Origin of the sequence: Chitinophaga sp. CC14, assembly GCF_048957795.1 — a bacterium.
GTDB lineage: Bacteria > Bacteroidota > Bacteroidia > Chitinophagales > Chitinophagaceae > Chitinophaga > Chitinophaga ginsengisegetis.
Map to the genome: position 1 here is coordinate 2,453,155 of NZ_JARBFY010000005.1, position 19,482 is coordinate 2,472,636.

Below are 19,482 nucleotides of genomic sequence, written 5' to 3' on the forward strand. Positions count from 1 at the left end.
TACAATTTTTGATGAAGCAAAGTTAGTCTGGATGTAAGGTCCGTTGTTTGGAGATATCAATCCGTTATTTGCGAAATTCAAATAATATGCTCTTTTTTAGTCAAACTCATCCTATTCATGTGTTCTTCATTTTCGCTTCATCTTGCGGTATTAGTTTTGTTCCGACATACAATATTGAACAACCTAAAAACCAGGATCATGAAAGCAAAAGGATTAATGGCTATCGCACTTTTATTCTCAGGCGCCGCCTTTGCCCAGCAAACATCTGTAAAAACCGAAGGAAAAGTAAGCGCGGGCAGTCAAACCAATGCCAATGCAGCTACGGGAAACACCGGTGTAAGTACCAGTAACACGGCTACCGTTCATGTACAATCCAACGGCGCAGAACAAGCCACCCAAACGGCCGGCAGCCAATTAAACACGGTTGCGGCCACCGCCGCCAGTACCAGTGCAAGCGCCCAAAATACGGTAATCAGTACGTTACAAACCGCTGCCACCACGGGAAGTGAGCTGAAAAACACGGCTACCAGCAACGTCAAAGCAGCCACGCAAATTAACGCTACTTTGAATCAGGCCATGAAAATACAGGCCGCACCAATCCGTATTAATACACATATTGCGGGGGGAGTGCTATCTGGTATCCTGTAATTTCAACAGAAAAACAGATTTTTGCCGGAGAATAGCGGCAAAAATCTGTTATTTTTATAGCAATGATCAAATTCCTTTTATCTACGCTCGTTATTGTTCCGGCACTGTTGCTGTTAAAACCGCGCACCTGTTACGGATACACGCCTGTTGCCGATACATTGCAGCCTGTACAGACTGCACCCGGCAAACCGGTTGAAAAACCTGTGGCAACATTGCAGGAGCGTTTACCAGAGATAAAGGAAGTACCAAAATCGAGGCGCCTGATCAAACCGATGGCTGTTCCTTCTCCATTGCCCATAAAGCCCATCAGGATCATTAAGCCTAAGATCGTTCCGGGAAAAATATTATGACCGGGTTAAAGATGATGACATGAGATATGCATTGATTTTGCCAGTTTTCTGGCTATGCTATAGCAGTGCGCAGGCGCAAACAGATACGGCCCGCACACAGGCAGACAGCACACAAACCGACAACAAAAAAGTTACACTGACACTGGGCGCATTATATTCCAATAATGCCAATTACTATGGTCAGACTGCCGCAGCGCCTATGCCTTACCTGGCAGCCAGCGCCACATTACAGTTCCGTTCGGGGATCTATTTTTCGGGAGTGGGATACCGCTTACTAAACGATTCGGGAGCAGCCGTTTCGGCCACCAGCGCCGGAGCAGGCATTGCATTCAAAATAGGGAAAAAACTGGCCGCGGACCTTAGCTACAGCCATACTTTTTTTCCTTCCAACTCCCCCTTCCTGCAGGCTGCCAACACAGATAATGCCGCCGCCAGCCTGAAGTACCACTACTGGATGACCACCGGCGTAAACGTAGATTATGCCTTTGGAAAACAACAGGATGTATTTGTAACGCTGAGCACCGAAAAAGCAATTCAACTGGGCAGCATTTTCAAAGGAAAAGACCTGATCACTTTAACGCCTTCAGTAGAAGCAGTAGGCGGCACCCAGCATTTTTACCAGACTTACGTACAGGAGAAAAAGCTACTGGGCCTGCCATTACCTATTTTATCAGGTATTCCTGGCACATCGGAAACAGTTACAAAAGAAGCCACACAGTTCGATCTGCTGTCTTACAGTTTTAAAGTGCCGCTGGCTTATAACAGGGCGCACTACATGATAGAACTGGCTTACCAGTTGTCTGTATTAAGCGATAAAGCGCTGAGCGGCGCCGGAGATGCCAACTCATTTTTTAACTGCAGTTTCTATTACCAGTTTTAACAGGATGAAAGTACTGATCATAGAAGATGAAAAGGCGATGGCTGCGGAAATGCTTGCCTATCTTGAAAAAGCATATTGCTGCGACCTGGCTTATACAGCCAGGCAGGGACTGGAAAAAATGGACGAAAATCAATATGATTTTATTCTATTGGACCTGGGTCTGCCGGATAAAGACGGCCTCCTACTATTGCAGGAGGCAAGGAAAAACTGCCCGGAAGCTTCTTACATTATTCTCACCGCACGCGGACAGCTGGAAGACCGCATCAGGGGTCTACAGATGGGGGCTGATGACTATCTCCCCAAACCCTTTTCCCTGCCGGAATTGCAGGCCAGAATGCAGGCAATTTCCCGGAGAAAATTTGGACTAACAGACAGTAAGATAGCATTGGGGGATTTTGACATAGACCTGCATCAGAGAAGCGTGTTTTTTGAAAACCAGGAAATCTCTTTGTCGAGAAGGGAATTTGACCTGCTCAGCTACATGCTGCTGCATAAGAACAGGCCGCTCACCAGGATGCAGCTGAGTGAACATATATGGGGGAATTTTTCGGATGATGATTACGATTCCAATTATATTGATGTACATATTAAAAATATCCGGAAAAAATTATCGGCCTTTGCCTCTGTGGAATGGCTGCAAACCCTCCGGCATGTGGGTTATAAAATAAAGCTCTGAGCGTGAAACTGTTTACCAAACTTACTCTTTTCATCACCTTGTCGAAAATGGCGATCGCCATCCTGTTCGTACTGCTGCTGCCTTTCCTGGTAGAGGATATTGCTTTCAGGTACAACGACAACTACCTGAAGGAGCAAAAGAAAAAGGTGCTGAGCGTAATATGGAAAAACGGTATCGATGCTTACCTCCAGGGCGAAGAAAACTATGGCAGCTACACCATGCTGAAGGAAGAATATATTTCGATGGAACCCGCGGGTAACTCCAACCTGCCCGACACCATCGCTACCCTGCAACGTGTAGTGGAAGGCGATACACTCACTTACCGCGTGTTAAGCCATATTTTCACTTATCAACACAACCGGTATATGCTGGAAGTGGGAAAGAAAACGGCCACCATCAGCCAGTATAACCGCCCTTTGCAAAAAGTAGCCCTGTATGTATTGTTTGGCCTGATAGTGCTCACTACCCTGGCGGATCTTATATTCACCCGGCTTTTGTTACGTCCGCTCGGCGTTATTATCAGTACCAGGCTGGTTAACCGGAAGTTTCCTTTTAAAGATCATGTTCCTGCCATCAAAACATCTACCACCGACTTCCGGTACCTGGACGACTCCCTCATTGAGCTAATGAGTAAAATCAACGAAGCCTTTGAGAAAGAACGCGAGTTCACCTCCAATGCGTCTCACGAGCTGATGACGCCTATCACCATTCTTCAGAATAAAATGGAAAACCTGATAGCGGAAGATTCACCGGATGAAGAACTGCAAAGGAAAATCATAGGCATGATGAAGACATTGAACCGGCTGAAGAAAATTGTCCATTCATTACTACTCATTTCACGTATTGAAAACGACCAGTTTCCGAAAACAGATAACGTATCTCCACACCTGCTGCTGACAGAAGTAATGGAAGAACTGGAACACCGTTTGGAAGACAAACAGCTGCAGTTTAACATGAATGTTTCCCGTGAAATGATGCTTCATCATCTCAACCATGACCTGATATTCCAGCTGGTGTACAACCTGCTCAATAATGCCATAAAATATAATATACCCCAGGGGCAAATAACGGTGAGCGACCAGCTGCTTCCCGGTGAAATGTACCAGCTTATTATCAGCGATACCGGCATTGGCATCGGCGAACAGGAAATCAGCACCATCTTTAACCGCTTTAAAAAAGTGGCCAGAACGGAGCTGGAAGGCTATGGACTGGGACTTTCAATTGCCAGCACTATTGCCCGCTATCACGGAATAAGCATTACGGTTTCTTCGGTAGTTAATAGAGGGAGTACTTTTACTGTTAGCTTCCCGCTCGTTTAAGAATTTTTTCGTAAGATCCCGGTAGTTACAATTCCTTTTTGCTGTTCAATTGTGAACGGGCCCACAAACGGGCTATTTCTTCCACTTCTGTGCAATCTGTATAGCGGTATCAATCATATAAGGTTCCCAGTTTTCAATTTGCCAGGCAGTATGTGCAAGGGAAGAGCGGGTGAGCGATTGGATGGCCTCCTCGCAGGAAGTGGCCGATTCCAGTATAGCAGACAGTTCCAACTGCTGATGATATAAAATTTCATCTTCAATAATCTTACCTGTTATTACCGGGGATGATGGTAAAAAGGATTGGTAAGATGATATACCGGGTGTGTTTTTCTTCTTCACAATATTTTCCATCTTCCCAAAATCATTGTAAAAAATAGTCCGGCTTTCTTCCGTGGTAAGGGCATTTCCAAGTTGTTCGAGCACAACATATTTAAGATGGGGACAACGGGCTATGGTCTTTTCCAGTAAGTGAAAAACTTCTGCCGGAACGGCATCGTCATGTGTATCTCTCCGGATCTTCTTCAACGGGCTATTGGGCGCATTTTCCCAGCTGCCACCTGAAATATGTATTTCCCTTACTTTATCTAACGGGTAGTGTCTAATTATTTCTTCGAACGGAATATTAAAATTGTGGATCTGGCAATAGAGGTTGTGCAGATCAAGGATGATAAAACCATTTACAGGTTCCAGGAGTTGTTCCAAAAAGGCGCCGTGACGTTTTACTTCGTCAAGGGAATAGGAAAAGGCCAGGTTCTCCAGTCCTACCGGGCATTCACATGCTTCATAGATTCGCTTCAATCTGTCTCTCCCAATGTCGAGTGTGGTTTTCGTATAGGGAATATTCAGCGGAGCGCCGTGATGAAAGTCTCTGCCTGTCATGAAGCCAAAATGTTCTGTCACATGATCAAACCGGAATTCCTCCCTGACCTTTTTCAATTGTTTCAGCCAGTCGGCCTGCTCCTGGCGCCACTTGCCGGAAAAGAGGGAAAAGAATACGCCATGACCAATGAGACGCTGTTCATTGCTGTAGGCTGTCAGCAATTCAAGAAACCAGGATGGGATCTGCTGTACTTTAAACAGTGCATCAAACGACCATTCAATGGCTTCAAGCCGGGATTCTTCCATTAGCGGAAGACATGCTGCCAGTATGCTGGCATCCAGGTTGCAGGCTGCTGCTGATAAAATTTCCGGCACCTTTTGGAATTAAGTTTAATAAAAACGGGAGAATCAGCCCATTCCGCAGGCAGGACAACCATTTTCATATGGCTTTTTCACTTCTTCTTTCTTTTCTTTTGGCTTAACTGATTTATCCTTGTTACAGGAAGTGGTTGTTTGAACGGTGATGCCGATCAGGATGGCGCCGAGCAATGATTTTGGCAGTTTCATTTGATATTTATTTAAGGGATGAAATTCTACAGTGTTTTTCAAAACAAGGTTACCTGTTAAACGGGAGGAATATGGAAAAGTTACAGGAAATATATTCTTAACATTGGGGAGCGGGCTGTAATTATCATGATACCGGTGGGTTTCCATTCCGGATTTGATCATCTAAACTTATATAGTTTATAGAAAGATGGCAACTGCAGGAGCCATCACTTCTCCTGCAGTTGTTGCTTAAAACTTAATGGTAAGGTTAGCCGTTACCCTTGTTGGGTTTTGTGCTGCCAACCGGTTCGACCAGTACTTTTCGTTGGTAATATTATCCACTTTCACGCCTATCCGGTAAACGGGTTTGTCGTAAAACAGGGACGCATCCAGCACAGTATAGGAAGGTATGGTAAATGCGAAAGTGTTGGTGTTGGTTTGAAACGACTGGCTGCCATAGTTGCCGCCAAAAGCAAAGCCCAATCCTTTGGCAGTGCCGCGTACCAGGCGGTAGCTCACCCACAGGTTAGCCGTGGTAGCTGGGCCGGCTGAAGATGGGCGCAATCCCTGGAATTTGGCATCCGCCTTATCCATTTTACTTTCGTTATACGCATAGCCGGCAATGATGTTTAATCCCGGAACCGGGTTGGCAATTACTTCGGCTTCAAAGCCTTTGCTGAGCTGGGTTCCATCCTGGAGGGAAAATCCGCTGTGAGCGGGATCATCGTATACGGAGTTGGTAACAGAAATATCGTAGTAGCTAAGCGTGGCGTTTAATTTCTCATTAAAAAGATCCGCTTTAATACCTCCCTCTATCTGGTTGGCCTGTTGCGGTTTAAAAGTGTTGCCGTTATAGTCGGTTCCCGATTGATTCTGGAAGCCATTCATGTAGTTGGCGAACAGGGAAAAGCGGTCCTTAATTACCTGGTATACGATCCCGAATTTGGGTGATAACGCTGTTTGCGTGTAATTACCTACGGTGAGATCTTTACTGGGATAATAAGCACCGAGATTGTGGTAATTATCCAGTCTCAGGCTTGCCATCACCAGCAACTGTTCAGTGATATTGATAACGTCTGAGAAATAAGCGCTGTAAGTATTTTCGCGGTTACTGTCGAAGGCCAGGAATTTCAGTTTTGCGAACAACGGGGTTACATTATCCTTGTTGAAATTGTAGTAGGCATCGCCCGGCGTTCTGTAGTTAATGGCCGGCATATTCACGATGGTATCATTCCGGGAGGCGCGCAGGCTATAAAAATCCACGCCTACCACTAACCGGTTACGCATTTTACCGATACGGAAATCGCCGATAAAGTTTTGCTGGATATCGGTACCGTAGTAAGGGTAGGTTTGCGAGGTCACTGCCTGTCGCAGGGTGCTGTCGCTTAATATATTCAGCTGGGTAGTGAATCCGTCGGAGCTGGAGCGGGTGCGGGAAAACACCGTTTGCGACGTCCACTTATCTGACAATTTATATTTTATCTGTCCAAAAACGTTCAGCTGCTGGCTGTTATAGCTCATGGTATTGTTGGCATAGGAGAGCTTATAGGGCATGCCCAGTTCTTCTACGCTATGCGCCTTTCCTTTGGTATAAGGGGCTACCCTCATTGGGGAAGTAGCCTTGTAGCCGCTCATTTCCACATCCAGTAAAATGGTGAGGCGGTCGTTTACCTTATAGGAGAAGCTGGGCGCCATCAGATAATTTTTGCTGAAGCCGGCATCCTGGAAGCTACGTTCGCTGTGAATAGCACCGTTGAAGCGGAACAGGGCTGTTTTCTGTTCGTTTACCGGGGTATTGATATCCAGTGTGAGACGGTTCAGGTCCCAGCTGCCACCGGAGTAGGATACTTCTCCTTTAAAGCTGTCGAATGGCTTTTTGGTAACCCGGTTAAACAACCCGCCAAAAGAAGAAAGGGTACTGCCAAACAGTGTAGCAGAGGGGCCTTTGATCACTTCTATGCGTTCCAGGTTAGCCGGGTCTACATTGGTATATACAAAACTGCCAACGCCGTTGCGTACCAGGTTGGCGGTGGTGAAGCCTCTTGAAGTAGCGGAGCTTCTCCCCTGGTTGTATACAATGGGGATACCTGCGCCCGGAATATTTTTGAAGGCGCTGTTATAATCTGTTACCAGTTGCTCTTTCATCAGCTCCTTTCCTACCACGCTGTATACCTGCGGATTTTCGAGATTTCTTAGCGGCAGTTTGGATACATCTTCACTTTCTTTTTTGGCAAAGCGGTTTCCCCCGGTGGCTACCACTACTTCTTCGAGGTTTTGGGAAGATGTTTTCAGTTCTATCTGCAGCAATACACTTTTGCCGTTTACTACAGATACGGCTCTCCTGATGGTTTCAAATCCCACCATAGATACTTCCAGCTGATAGTTGCCGTCCGGAATATTTTTAAAGAGAAATTCGCCGCTCTGGTTGGTGATCATTCCTTTTGCAATACCTTTCAGGATAACGGTTACATTAGTAGCCGGGTGTCCGTCTGATGTGGTAATAATGCCCTGAATGGTATTGTTGGCTCCTTCGTCCGGCACGCCGGCATATATCAAGGTAAATGGAAGTAGAAAAAATGTTAGAAACAGGTATGCCCTCGTCATGTTGGTCTTATCGTTTGCAATGCAAAGGTGCATTGAGAAAGCACCAAATTATCTACTGTATCGGGAAAACTATTTACGCAATCGGGAAATAATTAATTATCCATAAAGGCAGCATTTGGGCCCATATTTGCGCAAAACAAGCCACCACAAAGGATACCACCCTTTTCACCCCCTCAAAACGATAGCTCCCCTGGTGAACCCCAAAAGGTCCACCAGGATGACCATATAAAGCCAACTCCGGCCATTACCCATGGAAGGGCGGTAGGCAACAAGCATCAAATTGTTTAAAGTAAGGTTTCCCGGATTACAGGTGGGCAGGCGCAAAATAACCGCGTAAAATCTTCACGGCAGTACCAATCTGGTTTTTTACCGTTTGAATGCTGGTGTTCATTTCTTCCGCTATTTCTTTATGGCTTTTCTGATCATAATGCCTTAAGCGGAAGGCCGTAGATGATTTAGGCGGTACTTTCTTATTCAGCGCGATATTCACCTGGAAATAAATTTCTTTACTTTCCAGCGGATCGCTTGGTACAAAAGCCTCATCCGGAATAACACAGGAAAATTTCCTTTCACGTGTGATTTTGTTGAGGCAGCGGTTACGTACACTCGCATAGAGGTAACTCTTCATAATGCAGCTACTGTCCCGGTTTTGGTAGTTAGCATCAATTTTCAGGAATAATTTCTTCTGCCAGAAATCCAGAAAAAATTCCTGAAGAACATCCTGGGCTTTGTCTTCGTCCTTTAGCATGTCTACAGCCAGCAACAGGAGGATGCGGCTATATTTTTTGTACACACTTGTAAATGCTTCGACACTACCATCTTTAAGCAGTTCCAGCAGGACGGCATCTTGGTTGTTATGTTGCATTCTCATTTCCTTTTGAGAGACTGGTTTAGGAAAAAAATTTCGACTTCTATTGACAATACAGTGTTAGAAAAAGCAAGTTCTCTAATGGTTTAACACAGTGACTGAAAGTGGTTTATTTTGCATTCCGTTTTTCTAAATCTGGAATAAAAGTAACGTTATAAAGCATCGTGAGTGGTTAATCCATTGTTAAGCACGAATGTTTTAGAAGTGGTAAGATCCAATACCACGGCTGATTAGCGGGGGAAATAAAATCATTAATTAAAAATGTAATATAAATGCCGGCGGTTGGGATTAACAGACCTGAAAACAGCACACAAAAAGAGGACGGATCACCAGGTAATGCCGGCCGGAAAGAAGAAGAAAAACAAGAGGGGAAATTATACGGATGACTTCAGAAAGTCGCCGTCTATGATCAGGAGTTTTACGCCGGTGGCAGAAACAGAACGGTGCGTACTCAGATCATCTGTTACCACATAACTCATGCCTTCAGATAATTCAAAGTTTTCACCGCTCTGCAACACGCTTACAAAGGCGCCCCGCAGGCAATGTACAATATGCCCTTTCTTACACCAGTGATCAGCCAGGTAACCGGGGGAATACTCCACGATCCTTATCCGGAGCCCGGGAAACTGTATGGTTTGCCACCACGCCGTGCCACTTTCTCCCGGATGCACGGTCTTCGGAATTACCGCCCAGTCAATAGTCTGAAAGGGAATATTGTTATTCATGATAGATGATTTAACGTACACGGATATACGCCTCTATAATTTCGTGATTTACATTCAAACTGTCAATCTTTTCAATGCCCCGCTGGATCAGCGTATCATGCTGTAAACTGAGTGTAAAAGTGAAATGCATATCTTCCCAGCTGCGGGCATTGCAATACTGCAGATGTTCTTCGTATTTATCACCTGTTAATACATAAGTGCCGGCGCCGGAGCCAAACACGGCGGTGCTGCTGTCGCTTCCCTTTGAAACATCATGCTTAAAAAACGCAAAATGGCTACCATTAAATATTTTGATCATCTCCTGCCCTTTTACCGGGTAAGTATCAGTGGTATCTCCGTTCTCGATCATCTTACTGTAAGTTAATTTCCAGGTACCTGTTAAAGACAGTGCAGCAGCGGGTTCAGGCTTTTTGGTTTCCGCGCAGGAAACAACAGTCCATCCAATAATACCAATAGCGGCGAGGATTCGTAGGTTCATAACGTTTAGATGTTTGAGTGAAAAGTTTTTATAACGGCCCGTTCCGGCCGGAACACAAGGTTAATAAAAAGATGCTGATTTTAAAATATACGGCAAAATAAAAGGGAACAACATACGGATATGTTGTTCCCTTTCTTTCATAAATCGGTTGTATTACCGGATTACCTGCAGCTGATCGCTGCCTGCCGGTTTATGCAGCAACAGGTTATAGATCTTATACTTATTGTCTGTAATGCCTGCCAGGGCTGATTCACCCCTCAGTTCATCATCTGTCCGGATTAATCCCACTACCCGGCCATCACCAAAAAAACGCAGTTCATAATGCTCCAGTGGCAGCATTTCCAGGTGATAAGCCTTGATCTGGTCAAACCGGCTCCAGGTTTCTGCTGCATCGGCGGGTTTGTTCTGAAAATAAGCCTGTTCTGTTTCCAGTTCCCGGTTGTAGATCTGCTCCGCTATGGCGTTCATATTGCCGTCTGCCATCAGCTTGCGGTACTGGTTGTAGAAGGCCAGCACTTCTTTGGTAAGCTGCGCTTTATCTTCTTTCCGCAGATCCTGGCTCTGGCTCCATCCTTTCAGCTGGTAAGGTGTGGATGCCTCAAAGGTGCCTTTAAATTCGAGATACGGCACGTTATCCAGCTTTATTTCAGGCATTTTATAATAAAAGAGTTGTTTGTATTCTTTCGGCTTTTCTTTTTCTTCATCGCCATACAGCACCTTTACTTCCAGGCCACAGTTTTTCGCCAGTAAAAACGGATCCATCTTGTCATCGTCGTTTACTTTTGGAAATACCCTGATAGTAATGGTTTGCTTACCGCTTTTCAGGATATTGGGAGATACGGGCCATACTGCGCCACCCTGGTTCCCGCTGCCAAAGTCCGTATAGGCGGGCATATCATTAACCAGTATTTCATAAGTACAATTGTAGCTGTTAAAATCCAGGATAAAACGTGGATTATAGTCATATTTCTTTACCAGTTTATAACTGTTCAGATATTTTTCCTTAATGCCCTGATTCATGCTTTCTTTTTTTGCATTTGTTCCCTGCCCGCAGCTATGCAGGCCGATCATTAAAATTAATGAGATGATAACTGCTGGTTTACTCATCCGTCCGATTCTTTTTTTGTTAAGTATATTTTTTTCAAAGAGATCTTTTTCTCATCGATACCGATTTCAAAAGACGCTTTGGGATTGGCTTCCACCAGTTTATTATATTCGGCCGGCTTCTCCGGTTCTCCTTTCTTCTTTTTTACTTCCTTTGTTTTCTCCCCTACATTCACCTTAGCCTCTACATACCCTTCAATTTTTATGCCTTCAAAAATCAGGTCAAATCCCACAAACAACCCGGCGTCGTCAGAACCAATCTTTGCCTGCAATCCCAAACCAGAGCTTCCTTCGAGCCCTATCCCCAATGCTACCACTACTTTTACCTTAAATGCGGTGGCTGTTTTACTGAGGTACAGCTTACATTCCAGCTTCACCGATACCGCAGCGCCGCCCTTTATCAGGTCCTCTTTCTTTTCTGAAGCGCCGGCGGTCCGGGTGAATACATTCCCTCCTACCGTGTTGTGTTTAAAGGTGGCCTCCAGGTCTATTTTACCGGATAAGGTTACACTGATGTCCACTTTACTGTCGTCGTCCGCGCAGATGTACAACAGCGCATCCACGGCCTTTAAGATGGCGTAGGCAATGGGATGCCGGCGGCAAAGCAGTTCCAGGAAGTCCCACTTCAGATCGATGCCTACCAGCGGTTTGGCGTCCAGCTTTACCAGCACGGTTTTGCCGGCGCCCCATAACTTGCTGTCGCCTTTCTGGGGTGGCATGGTTTCGTAGTACCACGAAGCGGCCAGACCCAGCTTTGGAAACTGCAGTTCATAATCAAACGGCTTCCGCTGCATCCGCTGGATAAGCCCCTGGATATTTTTATCGGGATTTCCTTTGTTTTTATTGATAAACTCGTCGGGATCCTTTCCATCATCACCGGAGGTATCTGCTTTGGTGGTATGGTTGCCATGAATAATGTTCCTGAACTCTTTTACCAGGTTCCATCCGGCTTTTAATATGTTGTAGTACTTGGCGATCATATCCTCGATGGGATCCACGCTCTCGGTATCATTATTCCATTCCACCTTGATGGAAAAATCGAATTCCTTCAGCAGTTCAATCAGCTCTGCAAAGTTACCTTTCGATTTTACAGGTTTTGGCGCCGCCTTTTTATCTTTTGGCAGCGCGAACATTTCACCGAGTTCGGTGCCCAACTCCTCATTGTGACGATCCAGCGTAGGCGTGGGTTTGCTCCAGCGGCCTTTTGCAGCTTCGCCGATCTTCTCCACGCCTTCCAGCCGGTTCATGGTAAACCGTTGCAGCGCGTTCTTTATTCCCTTACCGTTATTGGCTTCCGCGAATTTGGTTTTCAGCGCGTCAAAGTCGGCTTTGTCCATGTTGAACGCCAGGGCGGCGGTCCATTTTATATCGGGGTACACGGCAAAGTCGATGACATGTTTCCAGCGGCAGGTTTGAATGGTTACCGGGAAATGATCGGCCTGTGCGGCGGGAATCCAAAGGTAGCCCAGGATCCGCTCGAAAAGCACATGATTGTTTTCGTCAAAGAAATTATACTTATACTGTGCATCAAATTCAAGTTCTTCATCCGATACTTTTATTACGCCGGAAAAAGAAGCATTGGTATCTCTTTTAAATTTATAGTTATTGGCTTTTATTTCAAACTTCCCTTTGGCTGCGCTCTCTTTCTCCTTTTCCCGTTTTACGCCGGCCTTCACATCTTCTTTCTTATATCCTTTGGCGCCAAAGCTGCTCAGGTCTATTACATGATCTTTATGCTTTGGTGACGCGGTACATTCATCTTCATGGGTCACCAGGCTTTGTACACTGAGCTTGATGGTTTTCTTTGCGGTTTCACTTCCTGCTACTATGTTATAAGTAAGATTTTCCGGGGCTTTAAAGTCCAGTACATTTTCATCAAAGATGGTTTGTACCCCGTCCTTATCTTCCACGGTGATCATGCCATACTTACAGGGCTGGAACTTGCGTGTGTTGGTAGGAATATCACCGGCCAGCACGGGTTTATTACCACCATACATCAGGGGAGATTCCTTCACCTGGGGATCTTCCTTTACGTTGAGAAAGCACTTCGACAACGTTTTAGTGATCTTGCCATCGCGTGTTTTTACGATAGGATATATTTCCAGGACTTCGCCTGCACCTGGCTTCCAGAGGTCATCCAGGAAAACGTCTACCACTATTTTCTGTACAAAGTTCTGGTAGGTGATGGAGCCGGCGGCCACCTTCATATCTTTCCCTGATTTATCCTTTACCACGTAATCACTTACCTGCAAAGCTTCTCCGCGGGTGGTTTCGTCTGGCAGGATGGGCATTATTTTCACCTGCCGCGTGAAATATTTGATGGCATCATCGGGGGTTTCTTTTCCTTTTTCCTTCTGGGCTTCTCCCGCAACCCGCTCCCATGGCGGCAGATCATCATCGGCAGTGGCGGTGTCATTGTCCATCAGGAAGATCCGTAATTCCTGGCCGTACATGGCACGGGTGTAAATATGCAGTTGTACGCTTTCCCTGAATTTTTTACTGCCTCCGGTAATAATTTTGCCGTCATTATTGGCTGCAAACTCCCGCCACTCGGCCGACAGGATCGCCGGCTTTCCGCGCGCAGCAATAAAGTAACCATGCGCCGCTGAATTGGTAGGCTCATGTCCATCGAGGAAAGGCTCCAGCCAGCCGAGTCCGCCGCCTTCTACTATCTTCGGGAAGTTGGGATGCACCACGGGGCCGTTCAGCGCTTCGTTTACATCCGTTTTCTTAAATGTAAGCGTCCGCAACATCGACCAGATCCAGCGGTACGGTGTTTTATCGCCTTCCGGCAGTTTCATGGGAACGGTGAGCTTCGTAGGCGCCGGCAATTTCTCCACCATCGTGGTAATGCGTTTCATTTCTGCCCGCACGGTTCCCGCTTCATTTAATACCGCGGTGGAAGTTTTTACATCTACCGATCCTTTTGCTGCCGGGATCGTGACTACCAGCTTTTTATTATCAGACATGGCAACTATTTTTAAAACGGTTGTCCCTGTGGAAACCGGATCAGAAATAAATCTTCTTCTACTTTCTGTACATCCATCATTGGATTCAGGTGCGTTTGCACTTCTTTATCGGCTTTCTCGGCATCTTTTTTTGTCATGTCGGCAGTTTGCCCGTGAAAGGTGATAGAGATACAATCTTTTCCGCCGGTAGCACAGGTAGCTTTACTGTCTTCCAGCAAAATATAAGCATCTCCCGGCAATACTACTTTATCATAAAACCCGCTCCAGGCAGTCACCGACGGAGTACAGGGGTTATTATTCTTTTTACTGCAACTGCCAAAGGTATTGGCTTCAAAAGGCTGACCAATATCTTTGGTATTCCCCAACGGTTTCTCTGCACCGTCTTTGTCGTTGATATAATGCACCTGCTGACTCTTCACTTTCAGCTTATCAGGAGCTGTACCAAACTGGCACTTGCAAACGGCACCCTGACAAACCAGATGTTTTTCGCTCATATCTTTTTAATTTTCTCCACGGTTGAAAAAGTAGGAAAAGAGACTTTTCTTTTTCCCGGACGGCTCCTTTTCCGGCAGCAACACCGACATTGCCGGCGCCTGCGTTTTATCTTTCTCCCGTAAATGATAGATGGTGAATGTTACTTTTTTATCCTGGCCAGGCGCAAGCTGCAAACTGCATTCTCCTGTTATGGCGTTGATAGAATAATCGGTATGATATAATTTATAGGAGATATCCACCTGTCCTTTTATGAGGGTGTGAATACCGTGTAACTGCCGCGACAAAGGGATTTCCTTTTCTGCTGAGATGTCTTCCACGCTACGCGGATCGCTGCAGTTGCCCTTCTGCTGAAGCACCAGGCTACCGCTGGCGGTATTGTGCTGAATGGGTTGCTGGGTAACGTTAAACAACACCGGTGTTGTATAAGGCATTACGGGCAATGCCGCAGTGAGCTCGCGTTTCATGATATCGCTGCCTGGCTGATACAGATCGGCAAAATAAAGAGCCATAAACCAATCGCGGCACAGCGACTGATAAATATGTGGTTCACTACTTACCGCCAGATCCATATACGCTATTATTTCGTCTGTAATATCGCCGGTATAATATTGCTGAATAGTGGGTTTAGCCGCCGCCCAGGCAGCAGCAATCTCTAACTGGTTGGCGATGCCGGTAAATTGTCCGGCTTCATTCACCTTTACCTGTAATGGATACAATACTTTTCCACATTGCTCCGCGAGCTTATCAATCATCTTTTCAGGCGCCTGGTCATTAATGTATACCTGTCCCTTATTGATTTCAAACAGGAACATATTACCGGGTAATCTTTTAGAACAGCTTACTGTTATTTCATAACTGATTGCCTGTTCGGTACCGGCTGATTGAATAATATAGGTTACGCCATAAGTCCTGCTGAGATGTACCGGGTTAAACCGGAATGAACGGTTACTCATATCGGTATAGCTACTTTTTTTTATTCCCTTCGGTAATCAGTTGAGACACCTCTTTTTTTACGTTTCCCACGTAACTCTTGATAGCAGCCGGAATCCGGCTGGTGTCGGCATCTATCTGGTACGACATAGGAGGTCTTTTATCTGTAAATCCTACTTCCACTATTATCACCGGCTGCTCTCCGCAATACAGGCAGCCCCAGCTATAGGTAGTAGTGCCGGCGGTTAACAACAGCGAAGGGATAGAATCCAGTACAAAGCGACTCCGCTGCCATTGGCCGGCGGATAATGTTTGTACGGAGGAATCTATTTTCACACCGGTGGTATCCAGCCAGTAGCGCTCCAGTACATTGGGCGTAACGCGGTACTTCACCCGGATACCGGTTGAGAAAATACCGAAGTGTACCCAGGCCACGGAACTGGTTGTGGGCTTTGTTTGTGCCGGTAGTATATCCATTACCGTTAGCATCAATAAAAGGGCAAGCAAACTACCGCGCATACTAATAATTTAAAATTAAACTCCGGTCCTGTCTCATTATGTCCCACTGGAACTTAAAAAAGGATCGCATATTATCTTTGGCATTATACGGGTTCAGGTTACCGTTTGTTTGCCAGGTGTAATCCATGATGTTATCGGTGTGGCCCTGGTAAAAAGTATAGGGCGGCGGCTTTAATCCGGCGGTAGGCTGCCCGGCGCTGAAAGTATGCTGCAGCCCCAGGGAATGCCCGGCTTCATGCAACAGGGTACGCCGTTGATTCAGTCCTTTGAGGAATACAACGAACGCATTTCCCCATACAAATTCCTTTATCACATCACCATTAGCGGCAGCAGCGATGCCGTTAAAACCGGCGGGCAAATCGGTGAGGAATATATAGGTACGTTTGTTGGCATCCGCGTTAATACGGCCACCATTGGGTTTATGTTGCCCATATTTTTCATACAGTTTGATCACCTCCTCCAGGAACTGTTGCTCATTGAAAGATGCAGCTCCGCCTAACACATTATTCCAGTAGCTGGTAACGTCGTGGTCTGTTAAAGGAAGTACACCCGTTTCAAAAATGGTATCCGTTTTAATCTCCGCCCGGATGAGCGCCTGGTTATAGGAACCTCTTTTAAACTGGTATTCTATGTCCTTTACCAGTTGCTGATCAATAGCAGGAAGACTGTTCGCCTGCGTGCCTACCTTTACCAGTATCAGTTCCATTTTGGGGATGACGTGATTATTATATACCATCAGCTTTCCCACTTCCTCTTTTTTATTGCCCAGCTTTGCAAACACTTTTATTTCCTCATGCTGTTGTAGCGGGGCATTGGCATTCACCACAGTTACAGCACCTTTCAGCGTATAGTACTTAACCTTCACTCCGCCTGGCCGGAAACGTGTTTGCTGGCCGCTTCCCATTAATGCGGCAATGTTTACTTTCTGCGGGGTTATTTTCAGGTTAGGATTTTTTGATTCGAAGATAATTTCAGTACCATCGCTGATCACTTCTTCTATTTCCTCCAGTTCAAGATCCAGCCGGGCGCCGTCTTTGTTCATGGAAGAACCATATTTAAACTGTTGTGAGCTGGTGTAAGGAAAAAGTGACAGCCAGGCGGGGTAATAATCCACGCCGTATGGCTTCACCGGGCTTTTTACATCTTTCAGGTATTCTTTTTTAGCAGCGGCTACATCGCTCACCAACGGCATTGTGCTGTTACAGGGCTGGTTATTATTATCTCGTTCAATGTAATTAATAGCATAGATGTATTCATCCCGGAGCCAGTCGAACCCATATTCTCCTTTATAGTCTGCCGGCCGCCTGAAGTGCACCAGGAATTTCTTCAGTTCCTTTTCTTTTATTGCCGGCGCCTTATACTGATCATAAATAATTTTCTCCGTGCTGCGCAGTTTTACCTGGCTGGCGGCATTTAAACTGATATCACCATTAGTGGCATAGGTAGTTGACAGCTCGGAGCTTTCAACAATTGTTTTTGCTATTGAGATCATATTTCCCATCTGTGCCTGGTTGTGGGGTTAAAACATTTTTGCCTTGTCGCCGCTTTTATTCACGATCTGTTTGGCGCTGTGCATTTCAATATTCTCTTTGGTACTGTTCATGCTCACTTTCTCGGCAGTTTTTTCAATATTCTTAGCGGTGCGCTGCAGCGTATCATCCGCCACCTCTTTGATATTGGCGGCAAGCAGGCTAAAGTCTTTCACCGCGGTTTGCGACAGGTTTTTACCTGCGCTCACCTGTATGTTTTCTTTTGCCGTAAAGCTGATGTTTTTAGCATTGATGGTGATGTTTTCCATCGCGGCGATGTTAATGCTTTGTGCATTGGTATCCATCGTAACGATGTTGCCTGATTTATCCGTGATGGTGATGCTTTCTGCGCCATCGGTATCATCCAGGCGGATGAGGTGACCACTGCGGGTTTTAATGACCTTCAGGTTATTCTGTGCATCGCCGAAGCCCGTTTTGGCGTTTCCGTTATACACGGTGCCAAGTACTATGGGTACTTCAGGATTACCGCCTTCAAAATCTACCCATACTTCCTCCCCGTTTTCAGGTATAAAATAAAACCCTTTCTCAGTACCTCCATGCGGGGATACCAATCGTAGCCAGGGAGTAGCTCCCTGTTGCTGCCACTGAAATTTCACACGCACGCGGCCTAGTCCTTTGGGATCATTATTATCCGTTACCACGGCGCTTTGCGCTTCACATACCGGTGTGCGGTACAGGTCTACCTCCGGCATGGCCGCAGCTGCGGGGATGGCTTCAAATGTATTTTTATACAACCCGTTTTCTGTGCAGTAATGCGCGAGTTGGGTTACTACAAATTCGCCATGGTGCTCATTGGAAAGTACCGATTCATTAACGGTGATAATATCTCCAATGCGCAATGCACTCTGCTGGCTGGTACCTTTCAGTATGGCCATCTGGGAAAGCCTTCCTTTCTTCTGTACCTGCGTATATTTATCCAGTTGCGATTTCGCAGCAGTGCCAAACGACTGGTTCAGTTTATACTGCGATGTTTTTTTATACAGCCTTTCACTTACTTCTTTCAGGTGGCTCGTATATACGTCGGTGTTACCCGCAGGCACGGATAAGGTATCATTGCTTACCGCCTGGTTCTGGCGGTAGTCATAGCCATAGAAGCGGCTGTTGTTGGACTTCACCGTAAGATCGAGGTTAAACCCGATCAGGTCTACCTGGTGTGTAAGCGTTGTTTTCTGCGGCCGGTAATTTCCAAATACTACTTTCTCTCCATCATAAAAAAACCATTCCCCGAAACGGGCGGCAAGCCTGTCTATGAACTGATAAGTGGTTTCTTTATACTGTACAATATACTTCAGTGCATCGGTGTGTGCCGGATCTACCGCGGGTGATTTGGCATAAGGCCCGCATCCCTTCAGGGCTTCATTCACAATTGCCGACAATGTTTTCTGCTCATAACACGCGATGTGCTCATCGTCTTCCAGCAGGATGGTAACGCTATGCCCTTTGATCACGCAAAATCCATGCGTGCCATCTGTTTCCTTTCCCATGCTGATACCGCTAACGATACCATTAAAATTCAAAGGTTTGTATACGGCATTTGATTCAACGGGTTTTATGGAGATAGAAATTTCTTTTCCCAGGAATTCCTTGCCGGCATTGAACAATCCTTTTCCAAGTTTGGTAAGCCAGTCGTACCCGATCATGATTTCAAAGCTATGATGGCCGCGGATAGCCTGATGCAGGGCAAGGGAATGAAAAGAAGTAAACTGATGATCACCAATAGTAAATGAGGTGTGCGTATACAATGACATTTCGCAGCTTTTACGGTTTTAAATATGGTTAGTACCTTTTATCATCACAGAAATGATATCGGGTCATTACTTCAAAAAAATTGGAATTAATACCTGCTGTTGCTATTAACGGGTTAAAACATGCAACAGTAGATTGACATGGTTTATAATCAGCAACTAATATACAACAAGTGTCACAATTTCAATCACTCAAAAACAAAAAAATAACCACACTAAAAGGATGCAACAAAAGAGCTCTGCCATTCAATAATATG

The 19,482-nt window shown here is 45.7% G+C and carries 18 protein-coding genes; 5 read left to right on the forward strand and 13 right to left on the reverse strand.

Translation table 11 applies throughout. The features are described 5' to 3' along the window. Positions 1–198 precede the first annotated feature (198 nt). The 5 genes from PV783_RS29535 to PV783_RS29555 all read left to right on the forward strand — a co-directional run bounded on the left by PV783_RS29535 (position 199) and on the right by PV783_RS29555 (position 3,873). The gene (locus tag PV783_RS29535; RefSeq protein ID WP_420990558.1) at positions 199–648 is read left to right on the forward strand and encodes a hypothetical protein; all 450 of its coding nucleotides are present in this window, start codon (positions 199–201) and stop codon (positions 646–648) included. Between the two features lie 62 nt (positions 649–710). After that, entirely contained in the window at positions 711–998 is a 288-nt protein-coding gene (locus PV783_RS29540) for a hypothetical protein (protein ID WP_111577895.1), read from the forward strand. A gap of 19 nt (positions 999–1,017) precedes the next feature. Then, entirely contained in the window at positions 1,018–1,878 is an 861-nt protein-coding gene (locus PV783_RS29545; RefSeq protein ID WP_420990559.1) for a hypothetical protein, read from the forward strand. 4 nt (positions 1,879–1,882) lie between these two features. Next, positions 1,883–2,554, forward strand: coding sequence for a response regulator transcription factor (locus PV783_RS29550; protein ID WP_111577897.1), 672 nt, complete (start codon positions 1,883–1,885; stop codon positions 2,552–2,554). Between the two features lie 2 nt (positions 2,555–2,556). Further along, positions 2,557–3,873, forward strand: a complete 1,317-nt coding sequence (locus tag PV783_RS29555; protein WP_420990560.1) for a sensor histidine kinase — start codon at positions 2,557–2,559, stop codon at positions 3,871–3,873. 72 nt (positions 3,874–3,945) lie between these two features. On the opposite strand, the gene PV783_RS29560 is transcribed toward PV783_RS29555, so the two are convergent. From PV783_RS29560 to PV783_RS29620, 13 genes are all read right to left on the reverse strand, one after another. Continuing rightward, positions 3,946–5,067, reverse strand: a complete 1,122-nt coding sequence (locus PV783_RS29560; protein WP_420990561.1) for a DUF692 family multinuclear iron-containing protein — start codon at positions 5,065–5,067, stop codon at positions 3,946–3,948. Positions 5,068–5,100: 33 nt separating this feature from the next. Then, the gene (locus tag PV783_RS29565; protein ID WP_168771335.1) at positions 5,101–5,259 is read right to left on the reverse strand and encodes a hypothetical protein; all 159 of its coding nucleotides are present in this window, start codon (positions 5,257–5,259) and stop codon (positions 5,101–5,103) included. 228 nt (positions 5,260–5,487) lie between these two features. Next, positions 5,488–7,842: a TonB-dependent receptor gene (locus PV783_RS29570; RefSeq protein ID WP_079470819.1), complete on the reverse strand. Its 2,355-nt coding sequence runs from the start codon at positions 7,840–7,842 to the stop codon at positions 5,488–5,490. A gap of 304 nt (positions 7,843–8,146) precedes the next feature. Continuing rightward, positions 8,147–8,707, reverse strand: coding sequence for a sigma-70 family RNA polymerase sigma factor (locus PV783_RS29575; RefSeq protein WP_159454347.1), 561 nt, complete (start codon positions 8,705–8,707; stop codon positions 8,147–8,149). Positions 8,708–9,084: 377 nt separating this feature from the next. Next, positions 9,085–9,435: a DHCW motif cupin fold protein gene (locus PV783_RS29580; RefSeq protein WP_420990562.1), complete on the reverse strand. Its 351-nt coding sequence runs from the start codon at positions 9,433–9,435 to the stop codon at positions 9,085–9,087. 10 nt (positions 9,436–9,445) lie between these two features. Then, positions 9,446–9,913: a hypothetical protein gene (locus PV783_RS29585; protein ID WP_420990563.1), complete on the reverse strand. Its 468-nt coding sequence runs from the start codon at positions 9,911–9,913 to the stop codon at positions 9,446–9,448. Between the two features lie 153 nt (positions 9,914–10,066). Beyond that, complete coding sequence (locus tag PV783_RS29590) at positions 10,067–11,020, reverse strand: hypothetical protein (RefSeq protein ID WP_420990564.1); 954 nt, start codon at positions 11,018–11,020, stop codon at positions 10,067–10,069. Further along, on the reverse strand, positions 11,017–13,986 hold the full coding sequence (locus PV783_RS29595; protein ID WP_363440824.1) for a hypothetical protein: 2,970 nt from the start codon (positions 13,984–13,986) through the stop codon (positions 11,017–11,019). The genes PV783_RS29590 and PV783_RS29595 overlap by 4 nt, the downstream gene beginning before the upstream one ends. A gap of 11 nt (positions 13,987–13,997) precedes the next feature. Further along, on the reverse strand, positions 13,998–14,480 hold the full coding sequence (locus PV783_RS29600) for a DUF4280 domain-containing protein (protein WP_336389134.1): 483 nt from the start codon (positions 14,478–14,480) through the stop codon (positions 13,998–14,000). Positions 14,481–14,486: 6 nt separating this feature from the next. Next, positions 14,487–15,434, reverse strand: coding sequence for a hypothetical protein (locus tag PV783_RS29605; RefSeq protein WP_420990565.1), 948 nt, complete (start codon positions 15,432–15,434; stop codon positions 14,487–14,489). A 10-nt stretch (positions 15,435–15,444) separates the two neighbouring features. Continuing rightward, on the reverse strand, positions 15,445–15,930 hold the full coding sequence (locus PV783_RS29610; protein ID WP_420990566.1) for a hypothetical protein: 486 nt from the start codon (positions 15,928–15,930) through the stop codon (positions 15,445–15,447). 1 nt (position 15,931) lies between these two features. After that, a complete protein-coding gene (locus PV783_RS29615) occupies positions 15,932–17,431 on the reverse strand; it encodes a zinc-dependent metalloprotease (RefSeq protein WP_420990567.1) in 1,500 nt (499 codons plus the stop codon). 18 nt (positions 17,432–17,449) lie between these two features. Further along, the gene (locus PV783_RS29620) at positions 17,450–19,228 is read right to left on the reverse strand and encodes a type VI secretion system Vgr family protein (protein ID WP_420990568.1); all 1,779 of its coding nucleotides are present in this window, start codon (positions 19,226–19,228) and stop codon (positions 17,450–17,452) included. Between the last annotated feature and the right edge of the window lie 254 nt (positions 19,229–19,482).